The following is a 23,144-nucleotide window of genomic DNA, read 5'->3' as shown; positions in this document are numbered from 1 at the left end:
TTTTGATTTCAGAGAGGGAATGGCAGGTGTGAATTCCTATGATAATAGCATGGAAGGCGTCTTGGAGCAGCGGAGTGAATTTAGTAGCTACCGCCGGATTATTCTACCGTTAAAAAGAATTCGATATAAGATTACCAGTTAATCCGTATCGATAAAGTGCAGATACTATATCTGAATTTAGGTGGAACCGCGGAGATAATCGCCCTAAGCATATTTTTATATGTTTGGGGCTTTTTTATTGCATTTTTAATAAAAAATAAAGGAGGTTATTTTCAATGAAAAGAAAGTTTGAAATGGATGAAATAGTAAGATATTGCAATCAGTATGGTTTTATATTTCAAGGTAGTGAACTATATGGTGGATTGGCTAACACATGGGATTATGGTCCGCTTGGTACACGGTTAAAAAATAATATTAAAGATGCCTGGAGATATTATTTTATTCAATCGAGAGAAAATAGTTATGAACTTGATTCAGATATTTTAATGAATCCGACAGTCTGGGAGGCTAGTGGTCACTTGGCTGGATTTACAGATCCATTATTGGATTGCAAAGGATGTAATACGAGGCATAGAGCAGATAACTTAATAAATGAGTATAACTCCACTATGAATGCTGATTCCATGTCACAAGAAGAAATGATGATTTATATTCGCGAACACAAAGTTCCTTGCCCAAAGTGCGGAAAATCCGATTTTACAGACATTAGACAATTCAATTTAATGTTTGCAACTCAGAGGGGAGTTACACAAGACAGTTCAAATACAATTTATTTAAGACCAGAAAATGCCCAAGGTGAATATGTCAATTATTTAAATGTCCTTAGAACAATGCGTGCAAAATTACCTTTTTCCATCGGACAGATTGGTAAAGCATTTCGTAATGAAATAACTCCTGGTAATTTTACTTTCCGAACAATTGAGTTTGAGCAAATGGAATTCCAGACTTTTTGTAAGCATGGAACAGATAGCGAAACTTATGAGTTTTATAAAAATTATGGTATTCGTTTCTTTGAATATTTAGGTCTCTCCCGAGAAAATCTAAGATTTCATAACCATGAAAAGCTTGCTCATTATGCTAAAGAAGCTTGCGACATTGAATACTTATTTCCATTCGGATGGGGCGAAATTAATGGGACGCATAATCGAACTGATTTTGATTTAACAAGGCATCAGCAATATTCTGGAAAACCAATGGACAATTATGATGAGATAACAGGCGAAAAATACATTCCATATATTATTGAATCAACCTATGGGCTGGATCGTATATTTTTGGCTTTATTATTCGAAAACTTACACGAAGAAGAAATTGCTGAAAACGACACAAGAATTGTATTAAATATTGCGCCTAAACTAGCTCCTATTAAAGCCAATATATTGCCTTTAATAAAAAAGAAACATTCAAATCAAGCTAATGAAATCTATCATATATTACAAAAGATGATGATGGTAAGTTATGATGAATCCGGTAGCATAGGCAAACGATACAGACGCGGAGATGCTATTGGAATCCCCTTTGCAATTACAATAGATGATAATACAATCGACAATAATCTAGTAACTGTTCGTCATCGCGATACCATGGAACAAGAAACAATTTCAATTGAAAATCTCCCTGGTTATTTAATTATGCAACTGGAAAAATAACTGTTCCTGAAAAACTAATTTTAATAATTATATTTAGTGGTTGTATCACTGAAACTTGAGACGTCCGTGACCTAAAGGAGCTCTTGCATGGGCTCCTTTTATATTCATCGCGTAGCGTTGATATCTTTGAAAAGGCGGCTTCCATTTGAAAACCTACAGAAATTTGGTTGTCAAATGGTTGTCATCGCCCGCAATTTGCAGTATATCAAATCTCGAAAATCCTTATTTTATGTGTGATAGCAAGCATACAGTTTCCACGTTCCCTGTTGCCGTAATTCGGATGACCGTCGTCCACAGGAGATAGGTGCAAAGCACCACTAGAGGGTGTAGCCTTCTTGGTCAGAACTTTAGTTCCGTAACCTTTCAATATTGGAGAGAACTTCGGCAGTTGGGAAAGGAAACTCTGCTGGACGCACTACCAGTCTTTAGACTGGTATAGAAGTACGCACTTAGTAAACTAAGGGATTTCATGTATCATTTAATCTGTAAGGGAATACATTACCTCTAAACCATTATCTGGATGATATGTCCATGAGATTTCCACTCCATCTCCTTTTGCAGTCTGCATTCCATCTATCGATCTTGTCTGTCCCATTTTATTGATAACTGAATCCGGTAATCCCAGCGCTTCATTTACTGCAAAAATTCCAGATATTGCCACTGATTCTGAATTATTGTTTGAACTATCATTAGGGTTAGTATCAATACTTAAATACGAACCATCTGAAGCAACAGAAGCCCATTCAGAATCACAACACTTATTATATATTTCAACAAGATCTGGTCCAGCTGCTTCAACAGTTATTGAGCATGTATCTGTTTTTCCATTTGCAGTTTTTACAGTTATAGTACATGTTCCTTCATTGACTCCTTTAATAGTTCCATTATTTACACTAGATATTGTATCGTTAGAAGACGTCCATGTAACTTCTTTGTTTTTAGTATCATCAGGATTTATTGTAAATGTAAGATTTTCTGTTTCTCCAATTTTAATGGTAACATTTTCTTTGTTAAGAACAACCTCTTTAGCCTGCTTACCTCTAATCACAAAGAAAAGTACAGCTATAATTGCAACTGCCGCTATTACACCAATAATTATTACCTTGCTATTTACCTTCTTCTCGCTTTTTTTTGGTGAAATACTTTCTCCTTTTTTATGACCGCATTTAGAACAAAATATTTGATCTGGAGCAAGTTCTGTCCCACATTGAGCACAATAATCTTTTTGTACTACATTTTCTTCCTCTTGATTTTGCTGTTCCATTTTCATGTTTTCTTCTTCATTCATAAACATCTTCCGCCCTTCTGTAAATTCAATTTATAATATCTTGAATGACTATTTTCATTTTGTTATCATTTAATAGTCTAATATTATACAACTTTTTTCCATCACTATTTTTCTTAGAGTACTGTACGATTATCATTGTACTTGAATAATTTTTCGAATCATTATGCTTTAATGTATTTACTTTTGATTTCACACAAAATATATAGCTCCCCTATTCACTATTATTTACTGTAAAAAATACTTTCAGAAGTACATCTTTTTTATAATAAAAGGTGTCTTCAGGCATAATTATATAATAACTCAAAATGTTGAAAAATTCAATAAAATACTATAATTGTGTCTTGAAATTCATGTTATTTTTTTTGTGTTAAACAATATGAACTTTAAACCCTATTTTCTTAGAATTTTCACTGGCAGCTCTCCTTCGTTCTGGTGTTAGTATATAAGTGTGAAACGAAAAATTGAATAGCTTATTTCCTCCTGTCGTAGTTAATAGCACTAATCACATTATATCATAATATTCATCTGGAAAATAATGGTTTTTGTCATTTCACAGGATTATATATACTATTTCTATATCTATTTTCCATAACATTTATTCGCAATTATACACTGACAGATAAAAATAAAGGCGTGAACATAACTATTCACGCCTTAAATATTCACAATCTATTTTCGACTTAATTCGACACACACTTCACAATTTGCAGTTGAAGGAAACATGTCCACACAACACACCTTAACCACCTCATACCCCCTCATCTGCAGCACCTCCAAATCTCTCACCAGACTCGTCGGCTTACAAGACACATAAACCAGCCTGTCCACCCCAAAGTCAATTATCTTTCCCAACGCCTTGGGATGAATCCCATCCCTTGGCGGATCCAGAATAATAAGATCCGGCTTATCTTCCAGTTCATCAATCACCTTTAAAACATCCCCCGCGATAAACTCGCAGTTATCCAGGCCATTTTTCGCAGCATTTTCTCTTGCCGCTTCCACTGCCTCTTCTACAATTTCCACACCCACCACTTTTTTCGCAACAGGTGCAATAATCTGAGCAATGGTTCCAGTACCGCTATATAAATCAAAAACAACCTTATCTTTTGTCTCTCCTACATACCCTCTTGTGGTTTCATACAGTACTTCTGCCCCCAGCGAATTAGTCTGAAAGAAGGAAAACGGTGAAATCTTAAACTTCAGTCCCAGTAATTCCTCATAAAAATAATCCTGTCCATATAAAATATCCGTCCGGTCACTCTTTACCACATCTGCCAGACTGTCATTCAATGTATGAAGAATTCCAACAATTTTTCCATTTAGTTTCAAGTTAAGCAGCGCATCAGCAAAAGGCTTTAAATCAAGCTCCTCCTGAGTCGTAGTAACAAGATCAACCAGAATTTCTCCTGTCTTCACCGCTCTGCGCACCAGTAGATGACGCAGATATCCGGTATGCTGCATCTTCTTATAAAATCCAACCCCTAAGTCTTCAAAATAATCCTTAGCCGCCTTTAAAATATCACAAAAATCCGTATCCACAATCTTACATTCAGTCGTCGTCACCACATCATAAAAGCTTCCTCTTTTATGCATTCCCAGGGAAAGAGGACCATCCTTATATTCATCTCCAAAGGAAAACTCCATCTTATTACGATATTTATCTTCGGTTGGGCTCGATTTAATTCCTTCAAATATAAAATCACCTGTCACAACTCCATCTAACAGGGATTTCACCTGCTGTTCCTTAATCTTTAACTGTTCTTCGTAAGGAATGGTCTGATAGGTGCAGCCCCCGCAGATTCCAAAATGAGGGCAGGGATCTTTTGCATATTCAAGAGGGGATTTCTCTAAAACCTCAAGAATCCGGCCTTCGCATTTCCCTCCTCTTTTTTTATTAATCATCACTTTCAATTTCTGTCCGGGAAGTGCGTGCTTTACACCAATTCTTCCTTCCGGAAGTTCTATCATACCTTTATCAGGAAAATCAAACCGTCCGATTGTACCTTCGTATATCTCACCCTTTTTCACTTATGCTGACTCCTTTTACTCGCTTAAATTTTCTGTTAAATTATATATTCTGTTATGTAAAAGAGCGTGTCTCACTTTCTGAGGCACGCTCTCCTTTTAATGCCAGATTTTATTCTTCGGAACTAGCTTCCGACTTCTCATCCTCAAAGAAATCATCGTCGAAATCATCATCAAAATCGTCTTCAAAATCTTCCAGATAATCCGGAGTAAAGAAACGATATACGGTATAAGCAATTCCAGCTACTGCCGCTACTGCGCCTATGATCGCGAGTATCCAGAGGATACAGTTTTTCTTCTTTTCTTCCTGTTCTCTTTTATGAAGCAATTCATTCACTCTGCTTGAGTTCATAAGATCTTCCAGTTTGCTCATAGCTTCTTTGCTCATTGCATCAAATCTGTTCATGTCTCCACGTCCTTTCTGAGAGCCCTGCTTTCATTCATATCCTTTACGGCATAGATTTCTCTCTTTGCCTGTAGCAGTTATTATACCATTATATTGCCTTTTTTACTATGGTTTTTGGTTTTTTTTAAAATTTTATGTAATTTAAATTATTCTCTCACAAGCTTCAGTTTTGCAAATGAAGCAAACATTTTTTTCACACCTGCCTGGTCAAAGTGAACCGTTACTTCGAAATCTCTTCCACCATCCTTGATTTCCTTTACCTCACCGATTCCAAATTTGATGTGGCTGACCCGGTCTCCCTCTTTATAACCAAGAGAAAGCGGTTTTTCAATTGTAAATGCTTTTCCGAATCCAGGAGTCGTTACAGGCTTTGATGTCTTCGAGGCATATGCGTTGCTGCCTGGTCCAAAGCTGCTGACACCAGCCGTCCGTCCTGCTGTCCCGCTATTTCCCCATGGAAGACCGCTGTCGTCAAAATCGGACTGGGCTCTGGAAGAAAGTCTTTGTTCCAGTCTGCTGGAGTCCAATAATTCGGCTGGAATTTCTTCCACAAACCGGCTGATCTTAGAATATCTGGTTTCACCATTTACCATACGCTGTCTGGCGCCAGTCATCATAAGAAACTTCTGAGCTCTGGTAATACCAACGTAGCAAAGTCTCCGTTCTTCTTCCACATCCTCTTTATTATCTGAAGAAATAGACATCATACTGGGGAATAAACCATCTTCCATACCGCTTAAATAGACTCTTGGAAACTCAAGTCCCTTGGCGCTGTGAAGTGTCATAAGTGTGACACGGTTTTCCGATTCATCCACCCGGTCAATATCTGCAACAAGTGCAACCTCTTCCAGAAACTCGCTTAATTCCGGATGGTCATGCTCGCCTTCAAAGCTGACTGCTTTGTTGATCAACTCTTCTATATTCTCCAGTCGGGTCTGATATTCGATCTCCCCCTCTGCTTCCAGTTCCTTCTGGTAGCCGGTTTCATCAAGAATATCTTCAATCAGCTCGTGAATGCTGTAGGTTTCTTCCGTCAAACGGTCCCTGAAATCTTCTATCTTCTCTGTAAATCCAAGAACTTTATCCGCTGTTTTCCCAAGCCCCGGAACAGCTTTTGCCCTGCAGAATGCATCGTAGATACCCATTCCACGTTCGGAAGCAAATGCCTGGACCTTGCCGATACTGGTTGCCCCGATTCCCCTTTTGGGAACATTGATTACTCTTAAGACAGATAAGTCATCTCTTCCGTTTGCGATTGTTTTTAAATAAGCTAAAATGTCTTTGATCTCTTTTCTCTGATAGAAATTAACGCCGCCGACCATACGGTATGGGACGTTATGCTGAAGACATTTTTCCTCGATCAGACGGGACTGGGCATTGGTACGATATAAAACCGCACAGTCCTGGTAGTCAGATGAACTGTTTAATATGTCACGGACAATGGCATCCGCCTCTTCCGTCGCATTTTCAAACTGCTTAAACTGAACCATGGGACCTTCTTCATTGGAAGTCCATAAGGTTTTATCCTTTCGGCCTCTGTTATGGCGGATTACTTCATTGGCAGCCTGTAAAATATTCTGGCTGGAGCGATAATTCTGTTCCAGTTTAATTACCTTTGCGCCAGAATAAGATTTTTCAAAGTTTAATATGTTCTCGATATTGGCACCACGGAACTTATAGATGGACTGATCATCGTCACCCACAACACAAAGGTTCTTATATTTTCCCGCAAGCAGGCTGATTAAACGGAACTGAGCCGTATTGGTATCCTGATACTCGTCCACCATAATGTAGCGGAAACGCTCCTGATAGTAGTTTAAGACTTCCGGGTTATTCTGAAACAACTCCACAGTCTTCATAATCAGATCATCAAAGTCCAGTGCATTGTTCTTCTTTAACTCACTTTGGTACTCTTTATAGACAGAAGCTGCTTTCTTCTGCCGGAAATCGCCGGAAACGTTGAGTTCAAACTCCGCCGCACTTATCAACTCATTCTTGGCTGTGGAAATCAGCCCCAGCATCGCACGGTCTTTATATACCTTGGGATCTATATCCAGCTTTTTTAAAACATGCCGCATCAGAGTCTTCTGGTCATCTGAATCGTATATGGTAAAATTAGTAGTATATCCAAGACTTTCTATATGCCTTCTTAAGATACGCACACAGGAAGAATGAAATGTGGAAACCCAGATACTGTCTGCTCCAAATCCTACCAGACGATCCACACGTTCTCTCATTTCTCCTGCTGCTTTATTGGTAAATGTTATAGCAAGTATGTTCCAGGGATTCACACCCTTTTCTTCTATTAAATAGGCAATCCGGTGCGTAAGAACTCTGGTCTTACCAGAGCCCGCTCCTGCCAGCACAAGAAGCGGTCCCTCCGTTTGAAGTACCGCCTCTTTCTGCATAGAATTTAATGTATCATAAATACTCATAAATTGTACGCTTTTTCCTTTCCTTGTTCCTGCCCGTTTTTTAGGGCATAGAGGGATGCCGCAGGCACCTTGTTCCTGCCCGCTTTTCAGGGCATAGAGGGATGCCGTAGGCACCTTGTTCCCCCATATCTTCAGCTCAGCTTCAAATAGGCTTTCAGGGAATCCATATGTTCCAGTGCCAGCCGTCTTCCCTCCTGATACAGCGCCTCAAGTTTCCTTTTGTCCTGCTCCGTTCTTTGTACCGTCACATGATGATCCGGACGAATTACGTAGATTCTTCCCTCTTTTTCCAGACGGTCAATCTCCTCCTGCATCCGGTTATATCTTTCCGGAACATCCTCCAGCGCCTTTAAAAATCTGGGAAGAGGCTCGAAGTAACGCTCATACCCTTTTTTCGTCCATTTATCAAGGGGCGGTTTCCGATAACCCGGTTCTCTGGTGAGAACAAGCACGATCTTTTCATACCCCAGATCAATCGCTCTTTGATAAGCCACCGGCATGGAGCAGCCGCCATCTAAATACTTCTTTCCTTCCACCGTAATCATTCTGGAAAGTATGGGAATGCTACTGGAAGCTTTTACCGCGTCGATGAAATTATTACATCTGCTTTTTTCAAAATATTCGGGCTTTCCCGTCTTACAGCGGGTTGCAATCACTTCAAAAGTCTGTTCAGACTTATAGAATGTGTCATAATCAAAGGGAACCAATGTATTGCTTAATTCCCCAAACAGGAAGTCAAAGTTAAAGATCGAACGTTTTTCTACTAAATTCCGGAAACTTAAAAAACGTTTGTCATTGACATAATCCAAATCCACTTTTATGGTTCTGCCTATCTGCTTGCTGACATAACTCATACCTGACATGGAACCGGCCGAAACACCGTTTACATAGGACATCTCAATCCCTTGTTCCATGAACACATCTAAAACTCCTGCAGTAAATACTCCCCGCAGGGATCCCCCTTCTAGAACTAAAGCTCCTTCTGTCATCTTAAATCACCTCGCCTACTATTTTATTTCATTTATCCGGTCCGGTCAATCCCTTTTGATGCCATCAGGCAAACTGGCTTTGGTACAATTGATAATAGGCGCCTTCCAATTTCATTAACTCGTCATGATTTCCAGCTTCCCGAATCGTACCCTGATCGATGACAAAGATCCGGTCTGCCTTGCGAATAGTGGATAATCTGTGGGCGATAATAAAGGAAGTTCGTTCCTTTAAAAGCACTTCAATTCCCTTTTGAACCAGCAGTTCCGTATGGGTATCAATGCTGGAAGTCGCCTCATCAAGAATAAGAATGCCGGGCTTTGATACCATGGTTCTTGCAAAAGCCAATAGCTGTCTCTGACCTATGGAAAGGCCGGATCCCCTTTCACTGATTTCTGTATCATATCCCTTTTCCATCTTCATAATAAACTCATGGGCGTTAACTGCTTTGGCAGCCTCTTCAATCTCTTCATCGGTGGCATTTAACCGGCCGTAACGAATGTTATCCCGAATGGTTCCGGAAAAGAGGAAATTGTCCTGGGTCATAATGCCCATCTGGCTTCTTAAACTTTTTAATGTTACACTTCTGATCTCCTGATCATCAATATAGATCTCTCCGCCAGTCACTTCATAGAAACGGCTGATCAGGTTTACAATGGTCGTTTTCCCCGCGCCTGTCGGCCCTACCAGCGCAATAGTCTCACCTGGTTTTACTGAAAAACTTACGTGATCCAGGATCAGACGGTCCGGCTCATCTCCATAGGCAAAGGAAACCTCTTCAAACCGTACCTCGCCCTTTAATTCCTTTAGTTCTACTGCATTCTCCTCATCCTTAATCTCAACTTCCGTATCTATGATATCAAAGATACGCTCCGCAGCTGAGATATTAGTGGTCAGCTTATTATAGAAATTGGCAAGATTACGTATGGGACTCCAGAACATGGCGATGTATGTGGAAAATGCAAGAAACGTACCAATTCCGATCTGTTCCACACCAACCACTTTAATACCGATAAAATAAAGCAAAAATCCACCCATTCCCCAGGTTATTTCAACAAGAGGACCGAAAGCATCTGCAACGACTACCGCATCAATGAAGGAACGGTAATGCTGGTCTACCAGATCGTGAAACACCTCTTTCGTCTCGTTCTCAGCGGCATAGCTTTGAATAATCCTGATTCCTGATAAATCTTCGTGAACATAGCCATTTAAATTAGAAGTTTTCTTTCTGTATACCCGCCATCTTTTATGGACATTGGTCTGAATAAAAAACATACCGACCGCCAGAATAGGAATTGTCAGCAAAGCTGCCATCGCCAGACGGTAATTCTTAATCAGCATAATGCTGAGAACACAGATCACCGTAATGAAATCCGGAATCAGCTGGGTGACACTATCCGATAATACATCTTTTAGTGAATTTACATCACCAATAATTCTTGCAAGTACCTTTCCTGTGGGGCGGCTGTCAAAGAAGCCAAACCCCAGAGACTGGATATGCTGGTATAGTTCCTCTCTGATGTTTAAAAGCACACGGTTTGAAACTTCCGCCATGATACGCATACGAGCTTTGGTCCCTACTAAAAACATCAGAAATAATCCAATTGCTCCAATTCCCACATATAGAAGTCCATTGATATCCTTTTGTGCCACGCAGACATTTACCGCATACTCCATTAGAAGGGGTGCCAGCATACTAATGGTAATGGTGCCGCCCATGATAAACAGAACAAGCACAATTTTCTTTTTATAAGCAAGCAGATAACGAAACAGACGGATTATGGTATCTTTTTTCAATACCTCTTTCTGTTCCTCATCGATTCTGCTGGAATTTACTGACATAGTGCAGCCTCCTCTCCATACTGAACCTCATAGGTTCTGTAATACTGTCCCCGTTTCTTCATAAGCTCCTCATGAGTTCCACGCTCGATAATCTTTCCGTCTTCCAGAATCAGAATCTCATCGGCTCTGCGCACAGCTGAAATCCTGTGGGCAATGACAATTTTAGAACTGTTTTTCAGTTCTGACAAATGAGATTCAATCTCCCTTTCGGTTTCCATATCAAGAGCAGAGGTGGAGTCATCAAGAATCAAAATGGGGGTTTCCTTTGCAATGGCTCTGGCTATACTGATTCTCTGCTTCTGACCTCCGGATAAGCCTACGCCTCTTTCACCGATTACCGTATCATACTGTTCTGACAGCTTCTGAATGAAGCTGTGTGCCTCTGCGGAAATCGCCGCCTGCTGAACACTTTCCCACTCCGTAGCATCCTTATTTCCAGTTTTGATATTCTCAGAAATGCTGTCCGAAAAGAGAAATACATCCTGCATAACCACTGAAATCTGACCTCTCAGCAAGGGAAGGGGCAGATCTTTAATGTTGATTCCATCAAGCAGAATCTCTCCCGCCGTTACATCATAGAAACGCTCGATCAAATTGACAATCGATGTCTTTCCAGAACCGGTGACACCCATAATACCCAATGTTTTTCCTTTTTCCAGGGTGAAATTGATATCATTTAAGATATCCTTTCCATCCAGTTCAAAGTCTACATGCTGAAAGGTAAGCTCCCCTTTCACAACTTCCGGAAGAACCGGTTTGTCAGGATCTGCAATAACCGGCTTCTCTTCCATGATCTTTTTAATCTTCTTATTGGAAGCAAAGGCTGCAGCAAGGTCATTGCTTAACCAACCCACCATTTCCATGGGCCAGACGATATTGTTTGCATATTCGGAAAATGCTCCCAAATCACCAATTGACATCTTTCCCTTAATTACAAGAATGCCGCCAATGACAATGACTGACATCATAAGGAACTTAGACAGGAATGAGATGTTTGGCTGGAACCGGATCAGCAGCTTTGCCTGACTCATGTTTAAGTCATAGTACTGCTTGTTGTGCTTCTTAAATTTACTGATTTCATAGTCTTCTCTGGCAAATGCCTTAACGGTCCTGACTCCCGCCAGATTCTCCTGGGCAACCGTATTGAGCTCCGCAGTCTGTTCGCTGATCTTGTCGTAAACCTCACCCAGCCCCTTTTCCATCTTTAACGCATACCAGGCAATAATCGGCAGGATGACCAGAGGAATCAGTGTCAGAACAGGGCTTAACCGCATCATACAGACAAGAACAATGATGGTGTGAATGGAGCATTCCAAAACAAGCATTCCCACAAAACCAAAGGCATTCCAGATCCGCTCTGCATCATCCTTAATCCGGGCCATCAGTTCTCCCGTATTATGACTGTCAAAATACCCCACAGACAATGTCTGGATATGATCAAACAAATCCTTTCTTAAACCACAGGCGATCCTTGCAGCCGCAAAGTCAAAGATAAATTCCTTTGTATACTGAAATATCGCTCTGCCAAATCCAATTCCCAAAAGCCCTAAAAGCAGCCTCATAAGAATCTTTGTTTCACCACCCACAATTACATCATCAATAATATGTTTTGTAATCTGGGGGGCTGATGCATCAAGCAAAATGCTGATTATCATCGCTGCAAGGGCAAGAACGTAAAGAAACTTATATTTCCTTACATACTTCCACAAATTTTTCATACCATTTCCTCCTATTCTCTTGAAAAACTTCATGACTTTTCTCCCATATATGTAAAAAAACCGAAAAAAACTGCGTAATGCGGTCTTTTTCGGTAAATAAGCAAAAAAATAACCGCAGTCATTCAGACTGCGGATAAACTCATAAAAAGAAACTTCGATCAAGAAGCTGCATTTGTCCTCACATCCTTAGACGCAAAGACAGTTTTCCATGAGGCAGACTGAATTCATCAATATATTACTAACTATTTGATTGATTCTGTTGATTACACGATTACGCATCATAGTTCCTGCCTCCTTTTCTTAGATTTTGTTGTATTTAATATACAATTATAAGAATACTGCCAATTCTTTATTCTGTCAAGCAAATTTTGAACTTTTATGAAATATAGGAAATTGCAGTCAATTATGCCAGAAAAAACTTAGTTCTGGTACGAATTCTCTCTTTCCATTTACAGCAGTCATTGAGATGAAGCATTACATGGCGGGTTGGCGGCATCAGCAGAAGTCCAGCCACATCCTTGCTTCCCCAGAACTCCAGCAGCCACTCAGAATCCTTTTGAGAGGTTACGCCGCCTTCCACTTTAATTTTCATAAGGTCTGCTTGATTCACATCCCGAATCATATCTTCATAGGTAAACCGACTTACGATTTCCCTGGTTCTTTCTCCCACAGCACTGCGGTAATTTAGCAGTTCCTTACAGTTCACCTGTTTGCTGAAAGCCATAATCTCCTCATCGGTTAATGCATTTCCTGTATCCTTTATGGGAGAATTAATTCTCCTGCTCCAGTCCTCGTCAAAAAGCTGGTTTTCTCTTGCAGCCAGAATGCCCATGGTCAAATCTTCAATTCTCGCAATATGCCAGACTACCCAGGCAATTGTCTCATCATCTTTTCCAGGCATGATTGCATATTCCTGTGGTTCCAAATCTCCAAACAGGCGGTCGGTTTCGTTTTCTTCTCTATCTTTTATATTCGTTGGATGCAGCTGTTTATGAATGTCCAGAAAAATATTAATGGCTTCTTTGGTATTTTGCTTTTTCCGGATCACCTTATTTAATGCCTTATGCTCTTCACTTAATCCCTCACCAAAATATTTCATAGTCTCACCCCACAGGAATCTGTTATACGTTTCTTTCGTCCAACAATTCTTTCTGTCTTTTTTTAGGCAGCTTTGCAAAAATAAGAGAATAGGACTTTTCCAGCATATCCTTTAACAGATCTTCCGGTACTTCTCCGTCTGCCATTACTGAATTCCAATGAACCTTATTCATATAATATCCCGGTACGATGTCTTTGTACTGCTGCCTTAAAAAATCACCTTCCAAAGGGTCCAGCTTCATGGATATCAGCTTTTCCTTCCCCTGATCATTTCTGCAGACAGCTGCAAACATCTTACCGTCAATCATATACCGGTCCCAGTTCCATTCCTCTTTAAAATCACTGGTAACTCCATTCATTTCCTTTAAAAAGCTATCAATCCACGGATAGTTCATAGTACCTCCTAAAATCCTCTATTTTCTGTTAGGACGTCTCTTTATCAGCAGAAGATTGATATAATCATCAAACAAAGACAGATCGTCCGCAGGAAACATGATCCATTTTCCATCATGGTATGTGGTTGAAGTATCATACAATTCCAGTATCCGGGGTGAGAAGTTTTGTCTTTCCAGTTCAAACCTGTCCCGTTCTCCTTTGCCCAGAATCACCATAAAACCACAGCAGCCTTCTCTTGCATAGAGTGCGCAGAGGGTCTTCCCCCCTCTGCGGTATTTGTATTCGTACTTCCATGCCTTACCGCCGCTATTCCAAAGGCGGTCCATGTCATATGTTTCTTCGATCTTCGTGCAGAGAGCTTCCCATGCAAGAAAAGCCTCCTCTCCAATTAAACTAATCATTTCTTCCCGGTCCGGGATCTTTTCAAGCATGAGTAACTCCTTTCGTTGATTGCTCTGTCACCTGTTTAAAGGATTATATCACCCATAACATGACAGCTGTATGTCATATTTATGAAAAATGATATTCATCGTATTCTTCCATACTCATTCGTTCAATGGTAAATTCCGTTACCAGTTCCCCTTCCCCACTAATGCAGTATTCTGGATGAACCGGTGCTCCCCAGCTGTCATCTCCGCCTACTCCTCTCATTGCCCCAAAAATGTTAATGACTGTATATCGCGGAGCAGGAAGTTCTTCATTATGAGTGGCAACTTCCAGTTCTTCAGCGGTATAGGGGAGAACGGATGCTTCAAACGGCGCATTAACAGCTCTAAAACCGATGGAATTTCCCTTTCGGTCTGAAACCTTCAGCCATCGTACTCCAGTCCTGTTACCGCATTCCTGGGGAACCAGATAAGGCGATACATTCCCTTCCGGAGTGTCTTTATAGATTCCAAGTCTGGCGCCTTCCTTACGGTCACAGTAATTCTCCTCTGGTCCTCTGCCATACCAGGTAAACTGTTTTGCCGCAGCCGGAGTTATGAGTCTCATACCAAAAGCAGGAAGCTCTGGCATTCCCTCTTCCCCATGATATACGGCTTTCACATGGATGGCTCCTGTTGAACTTACCTCATAGATAACCTGAGTTTCCGTCTGGGGTACAGTTGGAAGCTGATAGGTATAGGTAACGGTAATGTAACCATCTCCCTCTTCCACTTTGCAGTTTTCATTTTTATAAGCTGGAAATCTGCCTGCACCGAACCACATCGAGCTTTTAACGGAGAATCGGTTTCCCTTATCATTATCGGTAGTCGCTCTCCAGTATACAGGCATGAGAGGTCTCCCCACCCACTCTTTTCCATCATAAACAATGGAAACAATACTTCCTTCCTGTCTGGAAAAGAGAATGCGGAATCCTTCCCCTGATACTCCAATATTGACATCTCCATAAACAATGTTTAATGGCTTTTTAGCGCAAAGCTGCTGCTCGCCCTTAATCTCCCGGACACTCTCACCAAACGCAGTTTCAAAACCAGCATCTGACCATAACGTGTCCTCCTTTAAAACCGCCGACACCTGATGAACGTATTCTCCCGCTTCTTTCCATTCCGGGATTTCAACCGTGAAATATGCGCTGTTTAATGGTTCCACATCAGCATCAAACTGCTTCTGGAATATAGGTTCCCCATTTCTTAATACGGTATAAATGAATTCACAGTCTGAAGTATTCTCAAACAGTCTGCGGTTTTCAATTTTCACTCCTTTTTCATCGGGAACCAGGCGAAGATCCTGATAAAGGTACTTCACTTCCTGGGCCTTGGGAGATGCCGTGCGGTCTGCGAAAACAATTCCATCGCCGCAAAAGCTGTAATCTGTGGGACGGTCTTCAAAATCACCGCCGTATGTCATATGCTCTTCTCCGTAAGCATCTTTTTTCATCAGAGACTGGTCAATATAGTCCCAGATAAAACCACCCTGATACATCTCATAGCGGTCTTCCAGATCCGTATATTTATTCATACCGCCAAGGGAATTACCCATGGCATGCATATATTCACACAAAATAAATGGCTTTTTCGGGTCCTCATTGAGATAACGCTCCACTTCATCCGGTTTTGCGTACATCCGGCTTTCCATGTCACTGGTCCGGTCAAACTCCCTGTTCCAGCAGACGCCTTCATAATGAACCAGTCTGTCTGGATCTCGTTCCTTGAAAAATTCTGACATGGCGAGTATATCCTCCCCTGCGTAGGATTCATTCCCGCAGGACCAGATCAGAATACTGGGATGGTTTTTATCTCTCTCCAGCATGGATTTTGCCCGGTCTACTACACATTCTTTCCACTCAGGCAGGCTTCCGGGGACATTCCAGGAAGGTTCACAATTTCCCATTTTCTGCCAGGAACCGTGGCTTTCTAAATTCGCCTCATCAATTAAGTAAATACCATATTCGTCACAAAGCCTGTACCACAGACTCTGGTCCGGATAGTGGCAGGTACGGACAGCATTGATGTTATGCTGTTTCATGAAACGGATATCCCACAGCATATCCTCTTTTGTAATGGCACGGCCTCTTCTGACGTTAAACTCATGGCGGTTGACTCCCCGGAATACAATTCGTTTCCCGTTGAGACACATAATGTTATTCACCATTTCAAAGCGGCGAAATCCCAGCTTCTGGGGAATTACCTCTTTTAACTGTCCGTTCTCATCAAATAAGGAAATCCATAATTCATAAAGATAAGGATCCTCTCCATTCCATAAACGGGCGCCCGGTACACAACCGGCAAACACGGTATCCGACTTGGCTGTCTGAGCATCAAAAGACAAAACGTCATTACCCTCTCTGTCTCTTAAAACAGCGCTGACACTTCCTTTGATTTCTCCCATAAGACTTAACTCTGCACGTAAAAGTCCATCCTTGTAATCATCAGAAACATCTGCATGCACGAATACGTCCCTGACATGGCAGGAAGGAACTGCATATAAATACACATCACGGAATATACCGGAGAACCGGAAAAAGTCCTGATCCTCAATCCAGCTTGCGCTGCTTCTTTTATAAACCTCCACTGCAAGACGGTTAACGCCGTCACAGACTGCGTGAGTAATCTCAAATTCTGAAGGAGTAAAGGAATCTTCGGAGTAACCGATAAAAACTCCATTCAGCCATACGTAAAAAGCAGTTTCCACTCCCTGAAACGAGAGAAAGAGACGCTTATCCTTTAATTCAGTTTCTAATTCAAACTCCCGAAGATAGCTTCCTACCGGATTGTTTTCCGGATCCGTAAAGGGAGGTCTTAAATCAGAAATTCCGTCCCACGGATACATGGTATTGATATACTGGCATCTGCCAAATCCCTGTAATTCAATATGTCCAGGCACCATAATAGAATCAAATTTATCTGCATTGAATTCTTTTTCATAAAATTCCCTTACCCGTTCTTCCGGTTTCTCTGCAAAAGAGAACTGCCAGGTTCCGTTAAGCATCTGGCGCAGTCTCATATCACCTTCCTCTGCATCTTGTTTTGTCTCGTAATACTGATGATCGGAATGGGCAGAAATTCTGTTTACAGAAAATACTTGAGGATCATTAAGCCATTCCAGTTTTGCGGTTTTTTCTTCCATTAAAAACCCCTCCTTCTTTTAAAAACATTACACTTATTATAATCGACAACGGTAAAAGAATCCATTGTATTTTTTGGTTTCCGGATGAAAAATAAGGGCAAAGAAGCTGTTATCGATCCACATCTTCTTTGCCCTTAATATCTCTGTGGTAAAAACCGGCTCTGCTAGCGGATGGAGCTTTTCACCTGGGTTTCAATCCGAATGGTTTCTCCTTTATTAATCCGGTAAGATACTGACGGAATCGCTGCATTGGGATATAGCACATTAGTGTTAGGATCCGATTCAATGACAAAACCAGCTGCACAAGGACCTTCCCCTGTTACCTGACAGCATTGCTCCTGGTTTGACACAAGAGCAGTAGTCCCTGCTGCCTTCTGTTCATATTCATCCGTAAACTTCTTTACGGCAAATCCGCAGTCGTAGGCAGTACAGTCGTACTGGCTTACAATCTCATGGATTCTTAAATGACCGTACTCCTGCGGCACAATGGTAGTAGTGACCGCAATGCCGGGAAATGGATGCCAGCTGCTGATTACACGGTCTTCTAATACTTCGTACTGATCACTGTATTTTCTCACAAAAACATAGTCATCACCGTCAATTACGAATGCAAGGGAGGAATCCGGTGCATTTTCATGAAGTATAATCTGACTCCTGGCGACTGAGAAGCCAAAACGGGTGGAGTAAGCAAATTTGGAGTATTTCTCCGGTACGTGACCATGACCGTATTTTTCACAAACACCTGCAGCATAGGCGATTACATCAGATCCGATCCGCTGCATCAGCATATCCGCCTGCTTTAACCGCTTTATACTGTCAAGACTGGGCAATGGTTCCGCTTTCGCAGACCAGAACGGATGGCTGTCTGGCAGTCCCAGGCACAAAAGAGTCTTCATTCCCCAATAAGGAGACCCGGGAGCATTGTAACGCTCTGCCATAATCAGATTTGGATATGCATATCCAATGTTCAGAACACCGTCCCGGTCAAAGATTTTCTGATCCAGCCACCAGTTTAAATGACGGGATAAAATCCCCTTTACAACCCCTGCGGATATATCATCAAGCCCTGCAAATAAGTAGGCAGACCAGAATGCGGCTTCTCCGAAACGATAAGAAAGACTTCGTCCAAAGGGCAATGCTGCACCATTTTCATCAAACCAGTAAATAAAATCTCTGGCAAATATTTTAGCCCGCTCTTTAAATTCCCCGCATCGCTTGGGATCTTCCTCTTCCATTGCTACGGAATATAAAAGCCCATAATAATGCATGGCAAAAGAAATGTAGTAGTCCTTCTGACTGGAGCCGCCATCCCGGTACCAGCCATCACCGATATAATAGCTTTCAATTTTATCAAGACCTGACAGGAGCTTTTCTTTGCTGTATGGATAGCCAAGCTTTTGCAGGGCAATATTTACAAGAATCATAAAAAACTGCCAGTTGCAGTCCGGTATAATGTGCTCATTGATTCCGTAAAGCCATTTAGCCAGATTGTCTTTTTCCCGATCTTCTAAGGGTTCCCAAAGTTTTTCCGGAGTAAAGATCAGACCGCTTGCAATGGCAGCCATCTCCACAAACCTCTGGTCGTAATCGTTAAAACCGCCCCAGTATTCGCTATGGAGTGGATCGGTACCATTTTTTAAACCATTTACATAAATATCTTCAAAGCCTTTTCCTCCCCCAAGCCACAAGGGCACCAAAGCCCACAGGGGTCTTGAGAAAGCCTCCATCTCCATGCTGACTGTAGGATAAGTAACACCGCTGTCTCCTAAATGCAGTCTGGCACAGCCGTTACTGTATAATGGTTTTAATGGATCTAACAGCTGAAACATCAGCTTCCTGTAGTCCTCTTTTGTTTCAAGCTTCATGAACATTCGCCTCTTTTCAATCATTGATTGTTACCAATATGGATTCCAGTCTATGGACAGACGGATCAGCGCCTCTAAATAGAAATAATCTCCCCAGATATTGCATTCATCCACACCTTCCGGAGTGCAGGTATTGTATGGAGATTTCTTGGAATACGTGCTGTGAAGAACCAGTCCGTTGGATTTGGTTCCTTCTTTCACCGCATAACCAGTCACTACCGATTCCATGATCTTCTTCGCAATGGATCGATAGTAAGCCGCTTCCGCTTCCGGCAGATAATTAGCCATTTCAAGCATACCGCAGGCGGCAATGGAAGCGGAGGAAGAATCTTTTGGCTCCCCAGATCCATCTGTAAATTCCAAATCCCAGTAAGGTACTAAATCATCAGGGAGATGGTCTAAGAAGTAACCAGTCACATGCTTAAAGTCTTCTACATACTCTTCTCGTTTCGTATAACGGTATGCTAAAGCACAGCCGTATACTCCCCACGCCTGACCTCTTGCCCAGGCAGACCCGTCCCGGTATCCCTGGCAGGTTGCACCATGATCCGGTTCACCAGTCTCCATATTCATAAAGAAGGTGTGCCAGGTGGAATAATCTTCTCTGATCACATTGGCAATGGCAGTATGAATGTGCTTTTCAGCAATATCCCTATACTTAGTATCATTGGTTTCTTCTGATGCCCAGTAAAGAAGAGGCAGATTTAAAAGACAGTCAATGATAAAACGGTAATTCTCCGGCTGGTTCATAGGTCCCCATGCCTGAATAAACTGCCCCACTGGCTGAAACCGGCTGATGAGCTGATCTGCTGCCTTGATAGCCGCCTTCTTTCCTGTCTCATCTCCTACCAGCTTATAGGCTGCCACGCAGGAAGGGGAATACAGAAATCCCATATCGTGATGATCCACTTCCACCTTATCTTCAATTCTCTTTAAAAAGCTTTCTGCCTGAATGCTGCCAGCCTTGGCAAAAGCATCATCCCTGCTCCACTCAAAGGCAAGCCAAAGCTGACCGGTCCAGAATCCGGTGGTCCAGTTTACATTGGGAGTTGGCTTATAATAGCCATCTTCGCTATATGCTTTTTTAAAAGAGTGGGTAAATTCCCCTAAATTATCCTTCAGTTGTCTGACAGCAAAGTCCAAAGCGTTGCGGCACTGGTCTGCCGACAGCTCCGGTCTGTTTTCAAACAATTTCTCCGTCGTTTCCTTCATTTTCCCTTACCTCCTCATAAAACTTCTTCATCACTGCAAATGCAGGCTTTTCTCTCTTTCTGTCCGCAGTCACCAGACCTTTTATGTTGTATCCGTTCTGATATGCGCCAAGCCGCTTGGGTGTCCGGTAATCATACAGGATCCAGGGCGCCGTACCCTGAATGTAATCTGTTTTACCAAACATCTCTACCTGTTTTTTATAGATTTCTTCCTGTTCCTGTTCAGATCCGCGGACATTCTTCCCGGTTTTATTTTCAGTATGGTATCCATCTGCACCAAATTCACTGATTATCACTGGTTTTTCCGGCTTAGATCCATTTAGAATTTCTGTCAGCTTCTCATAATCAGGATCATACCAGCCGTAGTACTCATTAAAACCAATGACATCCAGATGACTCTCCAGTCGGTCAGCAATTCTTAAATTTACGGAATCTACCAGACACGCAGCTGAAATCAGACGGGAAGGGTCCTTTTCTTTCGCAGTCTCTGCCAGATACTTCATAAAGTGATACCTGTCGTCTGTATCCGGGTTTTCATTTCCAACTGACCAGATGATAACACTGGCCCGGTTAAAATCCCGGGAGATTAATTCTGAAAGCTGGTTTCTTGCATCACTGAGCGTCTGTGGGTTTGAAAAGTCGATCCACCAGTAAACCGGAATCTCCTCCCAAAGTAAAATTCCTTCCTCATCCGCAATCTCAGAAACCCACTGGGTATGAGGATAATGGGCCAGGCGCAGGAAATTGCAGTTCATCTTTTTCGCTCTTTGAAAGGCTTCCCGGATATCCTCTTTTGTTACCGCTTTCCCATGATCCTGGGTTTCCTCATGGAGACAGGCTCCCCGCAAGAATAAGGGTCTGCCATTTAACAGTATCTTTCCGTCTCTTGTCTCTATGGTACGAAAGCCGATGACATCAGTCACCTCATCCTTCACTTCACCCTTTTCCTTCAATTTCAGAAACACGTCATAGCGTTTGGGATTCTCAGGACTCCAAAGGGACAAATTCTGTGCATGGACAATCTTTGTAAAGGTACCATCTTCGCTTACAGGAAAGGTTTCTTTTATGTTAAGTTCCGGAATAGAAAAAGTCAATGTATGATCTGACAGTTTCTTATCACTCTCAATAAGAGCCTTAACTTCAATCGCTCCGGTTTTCCTGTTAACAAGACCCACTTTCATATTCTTAATGTAGACATTGGGTACAAAAAGAAGGAAAACATCCCGGTAAATACCGCCATATAAGAACCAGTCCGTATTTTCACTGGGGATCTGCTCTTTTCTTCTCGTATTATCCGCCACCACAATTAATCTGTTTTCAGCCTTTAAATGAGGCGTGATTTCTAAGGAAAACGGTGTGGAACCTCCTTTGTGGATTCCAAGAAATGTTCCATTTAAAAAGATTCTGGCTTCATAGGAAACTGCACCAAACTGTAAGAACACACGCCCTTTGTTTTCTTCTTCCAAAGAAAACCGGCGGCTGTATACCGCCGGTCCTTCGTAATAAAAATATTCCGGTTTTGCAAGATTCCATACTCCCGGTACTTTGATTTTTTCCCAGTCGTCAAAGGCGTAATCAAGAGGGACGCTGCGCCCTTCGTCATTTATCTCCTGTTCTAAAAACCACTTTGCTCTTAAACAGTTATCGTACTGGTCCACAGAAAAGTTCCATTCCCCGTTTAAAGACTGGGTTCTTCTTCCTCCTGGGAAAATCAAAGTCTCCTCTTGTATAACGGGGATTCTGTAGTTTCTTTTATAATCTCCGTTATGGATATTGTCTACGAAATTTTTTATTATTTCCATTGTTTAACCTTTCACGCCGGTAGCTGCAATTCCTTCTACAAAATATTTCTGAAGGGATAAAAATACAATTAATACGGGTATTAAGGAAAGCACTGATGCTGCCATAATCAGACCAAATTCTGAGCTGTACTGGCTGATAAACATTTTAAGTCCTAACTGAAGTGTCTTCTTGGATTCCGTCTTTAAATAAATCAAAGGTCCCAAGAAGTCATTCCAGGTATTAACAAAAGTAAAGATCGTAAGCGTAGACAACGCCGGTTTTGACAAAGGAAGCATGATTTTAGAGTAAATCTGATACTCTGACATACCATCAATTCTTGCCGCTTCACACAATTCATCCGGAATTCCCTGATAGAACTGTCTCATCATAAATACTCCGAAGGCGGAAAACGCCTGGAGGAAAATAATCGCAAGATGGGAATCATTCAGTCCGAAATTTCTCATCATCATGAACTGGGGAACCATGTAAACCTGCCACGGAACAGCGATGGTGGCAATATAGGCCATAAAAAGAGTGTCTTTGTATTTAAATTTCAGCTTTGCAAACGCATAGGCAGCAAAGCTGCTGGTTAAAAGCTGGAGAAATGTTACGATCAATGTGATCTTTATGGTATTTCCCACAAAGGTCATAAGAGGGATTTTTGTCCAGATATCAACATAATTCATCCACCGCGGATTTTTGGGAATCCACTGAATGGGAAAGATAAATACGTCTTTATCAAGTTTTAATGATGCTGAGAGCATCCATGCAAAGGGAACCAGCATAGCCGCTGTAAGAATGAGCAAAACCACGTACAGGAGGGATCTGCTGATTTTAGAATTTGTGCTTTTTACTTTCATGTTATATCCTCC

The 23,144-nt window shown here is 41.6% G+C and carries 16 protein-coding genes and 1 other annotated feature (1 of these 17 only partly in view); of the genes, 1 reads left to right on the top strand and 15 read right to left on the bottom strand.

The window, feature by feature from the left end; genetic code table 11:
* Nucleotides 1–210, top strand: a binding site (T-box leader); it begins 32 nt to the left of the window's first position.
* 65 nt (nt 211–275) lie between these two features.
* Nucleotides 276–1,649 (top strand): glycine--tRNA ligase, encoded by a 1,374-nt coding sequence (locus ABS301_RS19335; protein ID WP_502877986.1) that lies wholly within the window; start codon nt 276–278, stop codon nt 1,647–1,649.
* Nucleotides 1,650–2,127: 478 nt separating this feature from the next.
* Here ABS301_RS19335 and ABS301_RS19330 read toward each other — a convergent pair whose 3' ends face one another.
* From ABS301_RS19330 to ABS301_RS19260, 15 genes are all read right to left on the bottom strand, one after another.
* Nucleotides 2,128–2,937: an Ig-like domain-containing protein gene (locus tag ABS301_RS19330; RefSeq protein ID WP_349673767.1), complete on the bottom strand. Its 810-nt coding sequence runs from the start codon at nt 2,935–2,937 to the stop codon at nt 2,128–2,130.
* Between the two features lie 669 nt (nt 2,938–3,606).
* Nucleotides 3,607–4,965, bottom strand: a complete 1,359-nt coding sequence (gene rlmD, locus ABS301_RS19325; RefSeq protein ID WP_349673766.1) for a 23S rRNA (uracil(1939)-C(5))-methyltransferase RlmD — start codon at nt 4,963–4,965, stop codon at nt 3,607–3,609.
* A gap of 109 nt (nt 4,966–5,074) precedes the next feature.
* Complete coding sequence (locus ABS301_RS19320) at nt 5,075–5,368, bottom strand: DUF4366 domain-containing protein (RefSeq protein WP_104435983.1); 294 nt, start codon at nt 5,366–5,368, stop codon at nt 5,075–5,077.
* Nucleotides 5,369–5,514: 146 nt separating this feature from the next.
* Complete coding sequence (gene pcrA, locus ABS301_RS19315; protein WP_349673854.1) at nt 5,515–7,803, bottom strand: DNA helicase PcrA; 2,289 nt, start codon at nt 7,801–7,803, stop codon at nt 5,515–5,517.
* Between the two features lie 131 nt (nt 7,804–7,934).
* Nucleotides 7,935–8,792, bottom strand: coding sequence for a patatin-like phospholipase family protein (locus tag ABS301_RS19310; protein ID WP_349673765.1), 858 nt, complete (start codon nt 8,790–8,792; stop codon nt 7,935–7,937).
* 64 nt (nt 8,793–8,856) lie between these two features.
* Nucleotides 8,857–10,632: an ABC transporter ATP-binding protein gene (locus ABS301_RS19305; RefSeq protein ID WP_349673764.1), complete on the bottom strand. Its 1,776-nt coding sequence runs from the start codon at nt 10,630–10,632 to the stop codon at nt 8,857–8,859.
* On the bottom strand, nt 10,623–12,350 hold the full coding sequence (locus tag ABS301_RS19300; RefSeq protein WP_349673763.1) for an ABC transporter ATP-binding protein: 1,728 nt from the start codon (nt 12,348–12,350) through the stop codon (nt 10,623–10,625). Before ABS301_RS19300 ends, ABS301_RS19305 begins: the two co-directional genes overlap by 10 nt.
* A gap of 403 nt (nt 12,351–12,753) precedes the next feature.
* The gene (locus ABS301_RS19295; RefSeq protein ID WP_349673762.1) at nt 12,754–13,449 is read right to left on the bottom strand and encodes a DinB family protein; all 696 of its coding nucleotides are present in this window, start codon (nt 13,447–13,449) and stop codon (nt 12,754–12,756) included.
* A 22-nt stretch (nt 13,450–13,471) separates the two neighbouring features.
* A complete protein-coding gene (locus ABS301_RS19290; RefSeq protein ID WP_349673761.1) occupies nt 13,472–13,843 on the bottom strand; it encodes an MmcQ/YjbR family DNA-binding protein in 372 nt (123 codons plus the stop codon).
* Between the two features lie 18 nt (nt 13,844–13,861).
* Entirely contained in the window at nt 13,862–14,275 is a 414-nt protein-coding gene (locus ABS301_RS19285) for a DUF3788 domain-containing protein (RefSeq protein WP_349673760.1), read from the bottom strand.
* 79 nt (nt 14,276–14,354) lie between these two features.
* On the bottom strand, nt 14,355–17,414 hold the full coding sequence (lacZ, locus tag ABS301_RS19280; protein WP_349673759.1) for a beta-galactosidase, LacZ type: 3,060 nt from the start codon (nt 17,412–17,414) through the stop codon (nt 14,355–14,357).
* Between the two features lie 164 nt (nt 17,415–17,578).
* Nucleotides 17,579–19,279: a DUF2264 domain-containing protein gene (locus ABS301_RS19275; RefSeq protein ID WP_349673758.1), complete on the bottom strand. Its 1,701-nt coding sequence runs from the start codon at nt 19,277–19,279 to the stop codon at nt 17,579–17,581.
* A gap of 30 nt (nt 19,280–19,309) precedes the next feature.
* On the bottom strand, nt 19,310–20,491 hold the full coding sequence (locus ABS301_RS19270) for a glycoside hydrolase family 88 protein (RefSeq protein ID WP_349673757.1): 1,182 nt from the start codon (nt 20,489–20,491) through the stop codon (nt 19,310–19,312).
* Nucleotides 20,463–22,292 (bottom strand): glycoside hydrolase family 2 protein, encoded by a 1,830-nt coding sequence (locus tag ABS301_RS19265; protein ID WP_349673756.1) that lies wholly within the window; start codon nt 22,290–22,292, stop codon nt 20,463–20,465. The genes ABS301_RS19270 and ABS301_RS19265 overlap by 29 nt, the downstream gene beginning before the upstream one ends.
* 3 nt (nt 22,293–22,295) lie before the next feature.
* Nucleotides 22,296–23,132, bottom strand: coding sequence for a carbohydrate ABC transporter permease (locus ABS301_RS19260; protein ID WP_349673755.1), 837 nt, complete (start codon nt 23,130–23,132; stop codon nt 22,296–22,298).
* Nucleotides 23,133–23,144 lie beyond the last annotated feature (12 nt).

This window comes from Lacrimispora sp. (assembly GCF_031982545.1).
Lineage (GTDB): Bacteria > Bacillota > Clostridia > Lachnospirales > Lachnospiraceae > Lacrimispora.
This window is presented reverse-complemented; position numbering and strand designations above follow the sequence as displayed.

Bases quoted from the DNA above. Each gene is read 5' to 3' on its own strand.
- ABS301_RS19335 (WP_502877986.1), top strand. From the start codon at position 276: ATGAAAAGAAAGTTTGAAATGGATGAAATAGTAAGATATTGCAATCAG.
- ABS301_RS19330 (WP_349673767.1), bottom strand. From the start codon at position 2,937: ATGAATGAAGAAGAAAACATGAAAATGGAACAGCAAAATCAAGAGGAA.
- ABS301_RS19320 (WP_104435983.1), bottom strand. From the start codon at position 5,368: ATGAACAGATTTGATGCAATGAGCAAAGAAGCTATGAGCAAACTGGAA.
- pcrA (WP_349673854.1), bottom strand. From the start codon at position 7,803: ATGAGTATTTATGATACATTAAATTCTATGCAGAAAGAGGCGGTACTT.
- ABS301_RS19310 (WP_349673765.1), bottom strand. From the start codon at position 8,792: ATGACAGAAGGAGCTTTAGTTCTAGAAGGGGGATCCCTGCGGGGAGTA.
- ABS301_RS19305 (WP_349673764.1), bottom strand. From the start codon at position 10,632: ATGTCAGTAAATTCCAGCAGAATCGATGAGGAACAGAAAGAGGTATTG.
- ABS301_RS19300 (WP_349673763.1), bottom strand. From the start codon at position 12,350: ATGAAAAATTTGTGGAAGTATGTAAGGAAATATAAGTTTCTTTACGTT.
- ABS301_RS19295 (WP_349673762.1), bottom strand. From the start codon at position 13,449: ATGAAATATTTTGGTGAGGGATTAAGTGAAGAGCATAAGGCATTAAAT.
- ABS301_RS19290 (WP_349673761.1), bottom strand. From the start codon at position 13,843: ATGAACTATCCGTGGATTGATAGCTTTTTAAAGGAAATGAATGGAGTT.
- ABS301_RS19285 (WP_349673760.1), bottom strand. From the start codon at position 14,275: ATGCTTGAAAAGATCCCGGACCGGGAAGAAATGATTAGTTTAATTGGA.
- lacZ (WP_349673759.1), bottom strand. From the start codon at position 17,414: ATGGAAGAAAAAACCGCAAAACTGGAATGGCTTAATGATCCTCAAGTA.
- ABS301_RS19275 (WP_349673758.1), bottom strand. From the start codon at position 19,279: ATGAAGCTTGAAACAAAAGAGGACTACAGGAAGCTGATGTTTCAGCTG.
- ABS301_RS19270 (WP_349673757.1), bottom strand. From the start codon at position 20,491: ATGAAGGAAACGACGGAGAAATTGTTTGAAAACAGACCGGAGCTGTCG.
- ABS301_RS19265 (WP_349673756.1), bottom strand. From the start codon at position 22,292: ATGGAAATAATAAAAAATTTCGTAGACAATATCCATAACGGAGATTAT.
- ABS301_RS19260 (WP_349673755.1), bottom strand. From the start codon at position 23,132: ATGAAAGTAAAAAGCACAAATTCTAAAATCAGCAGATCCCTCCTGTAC.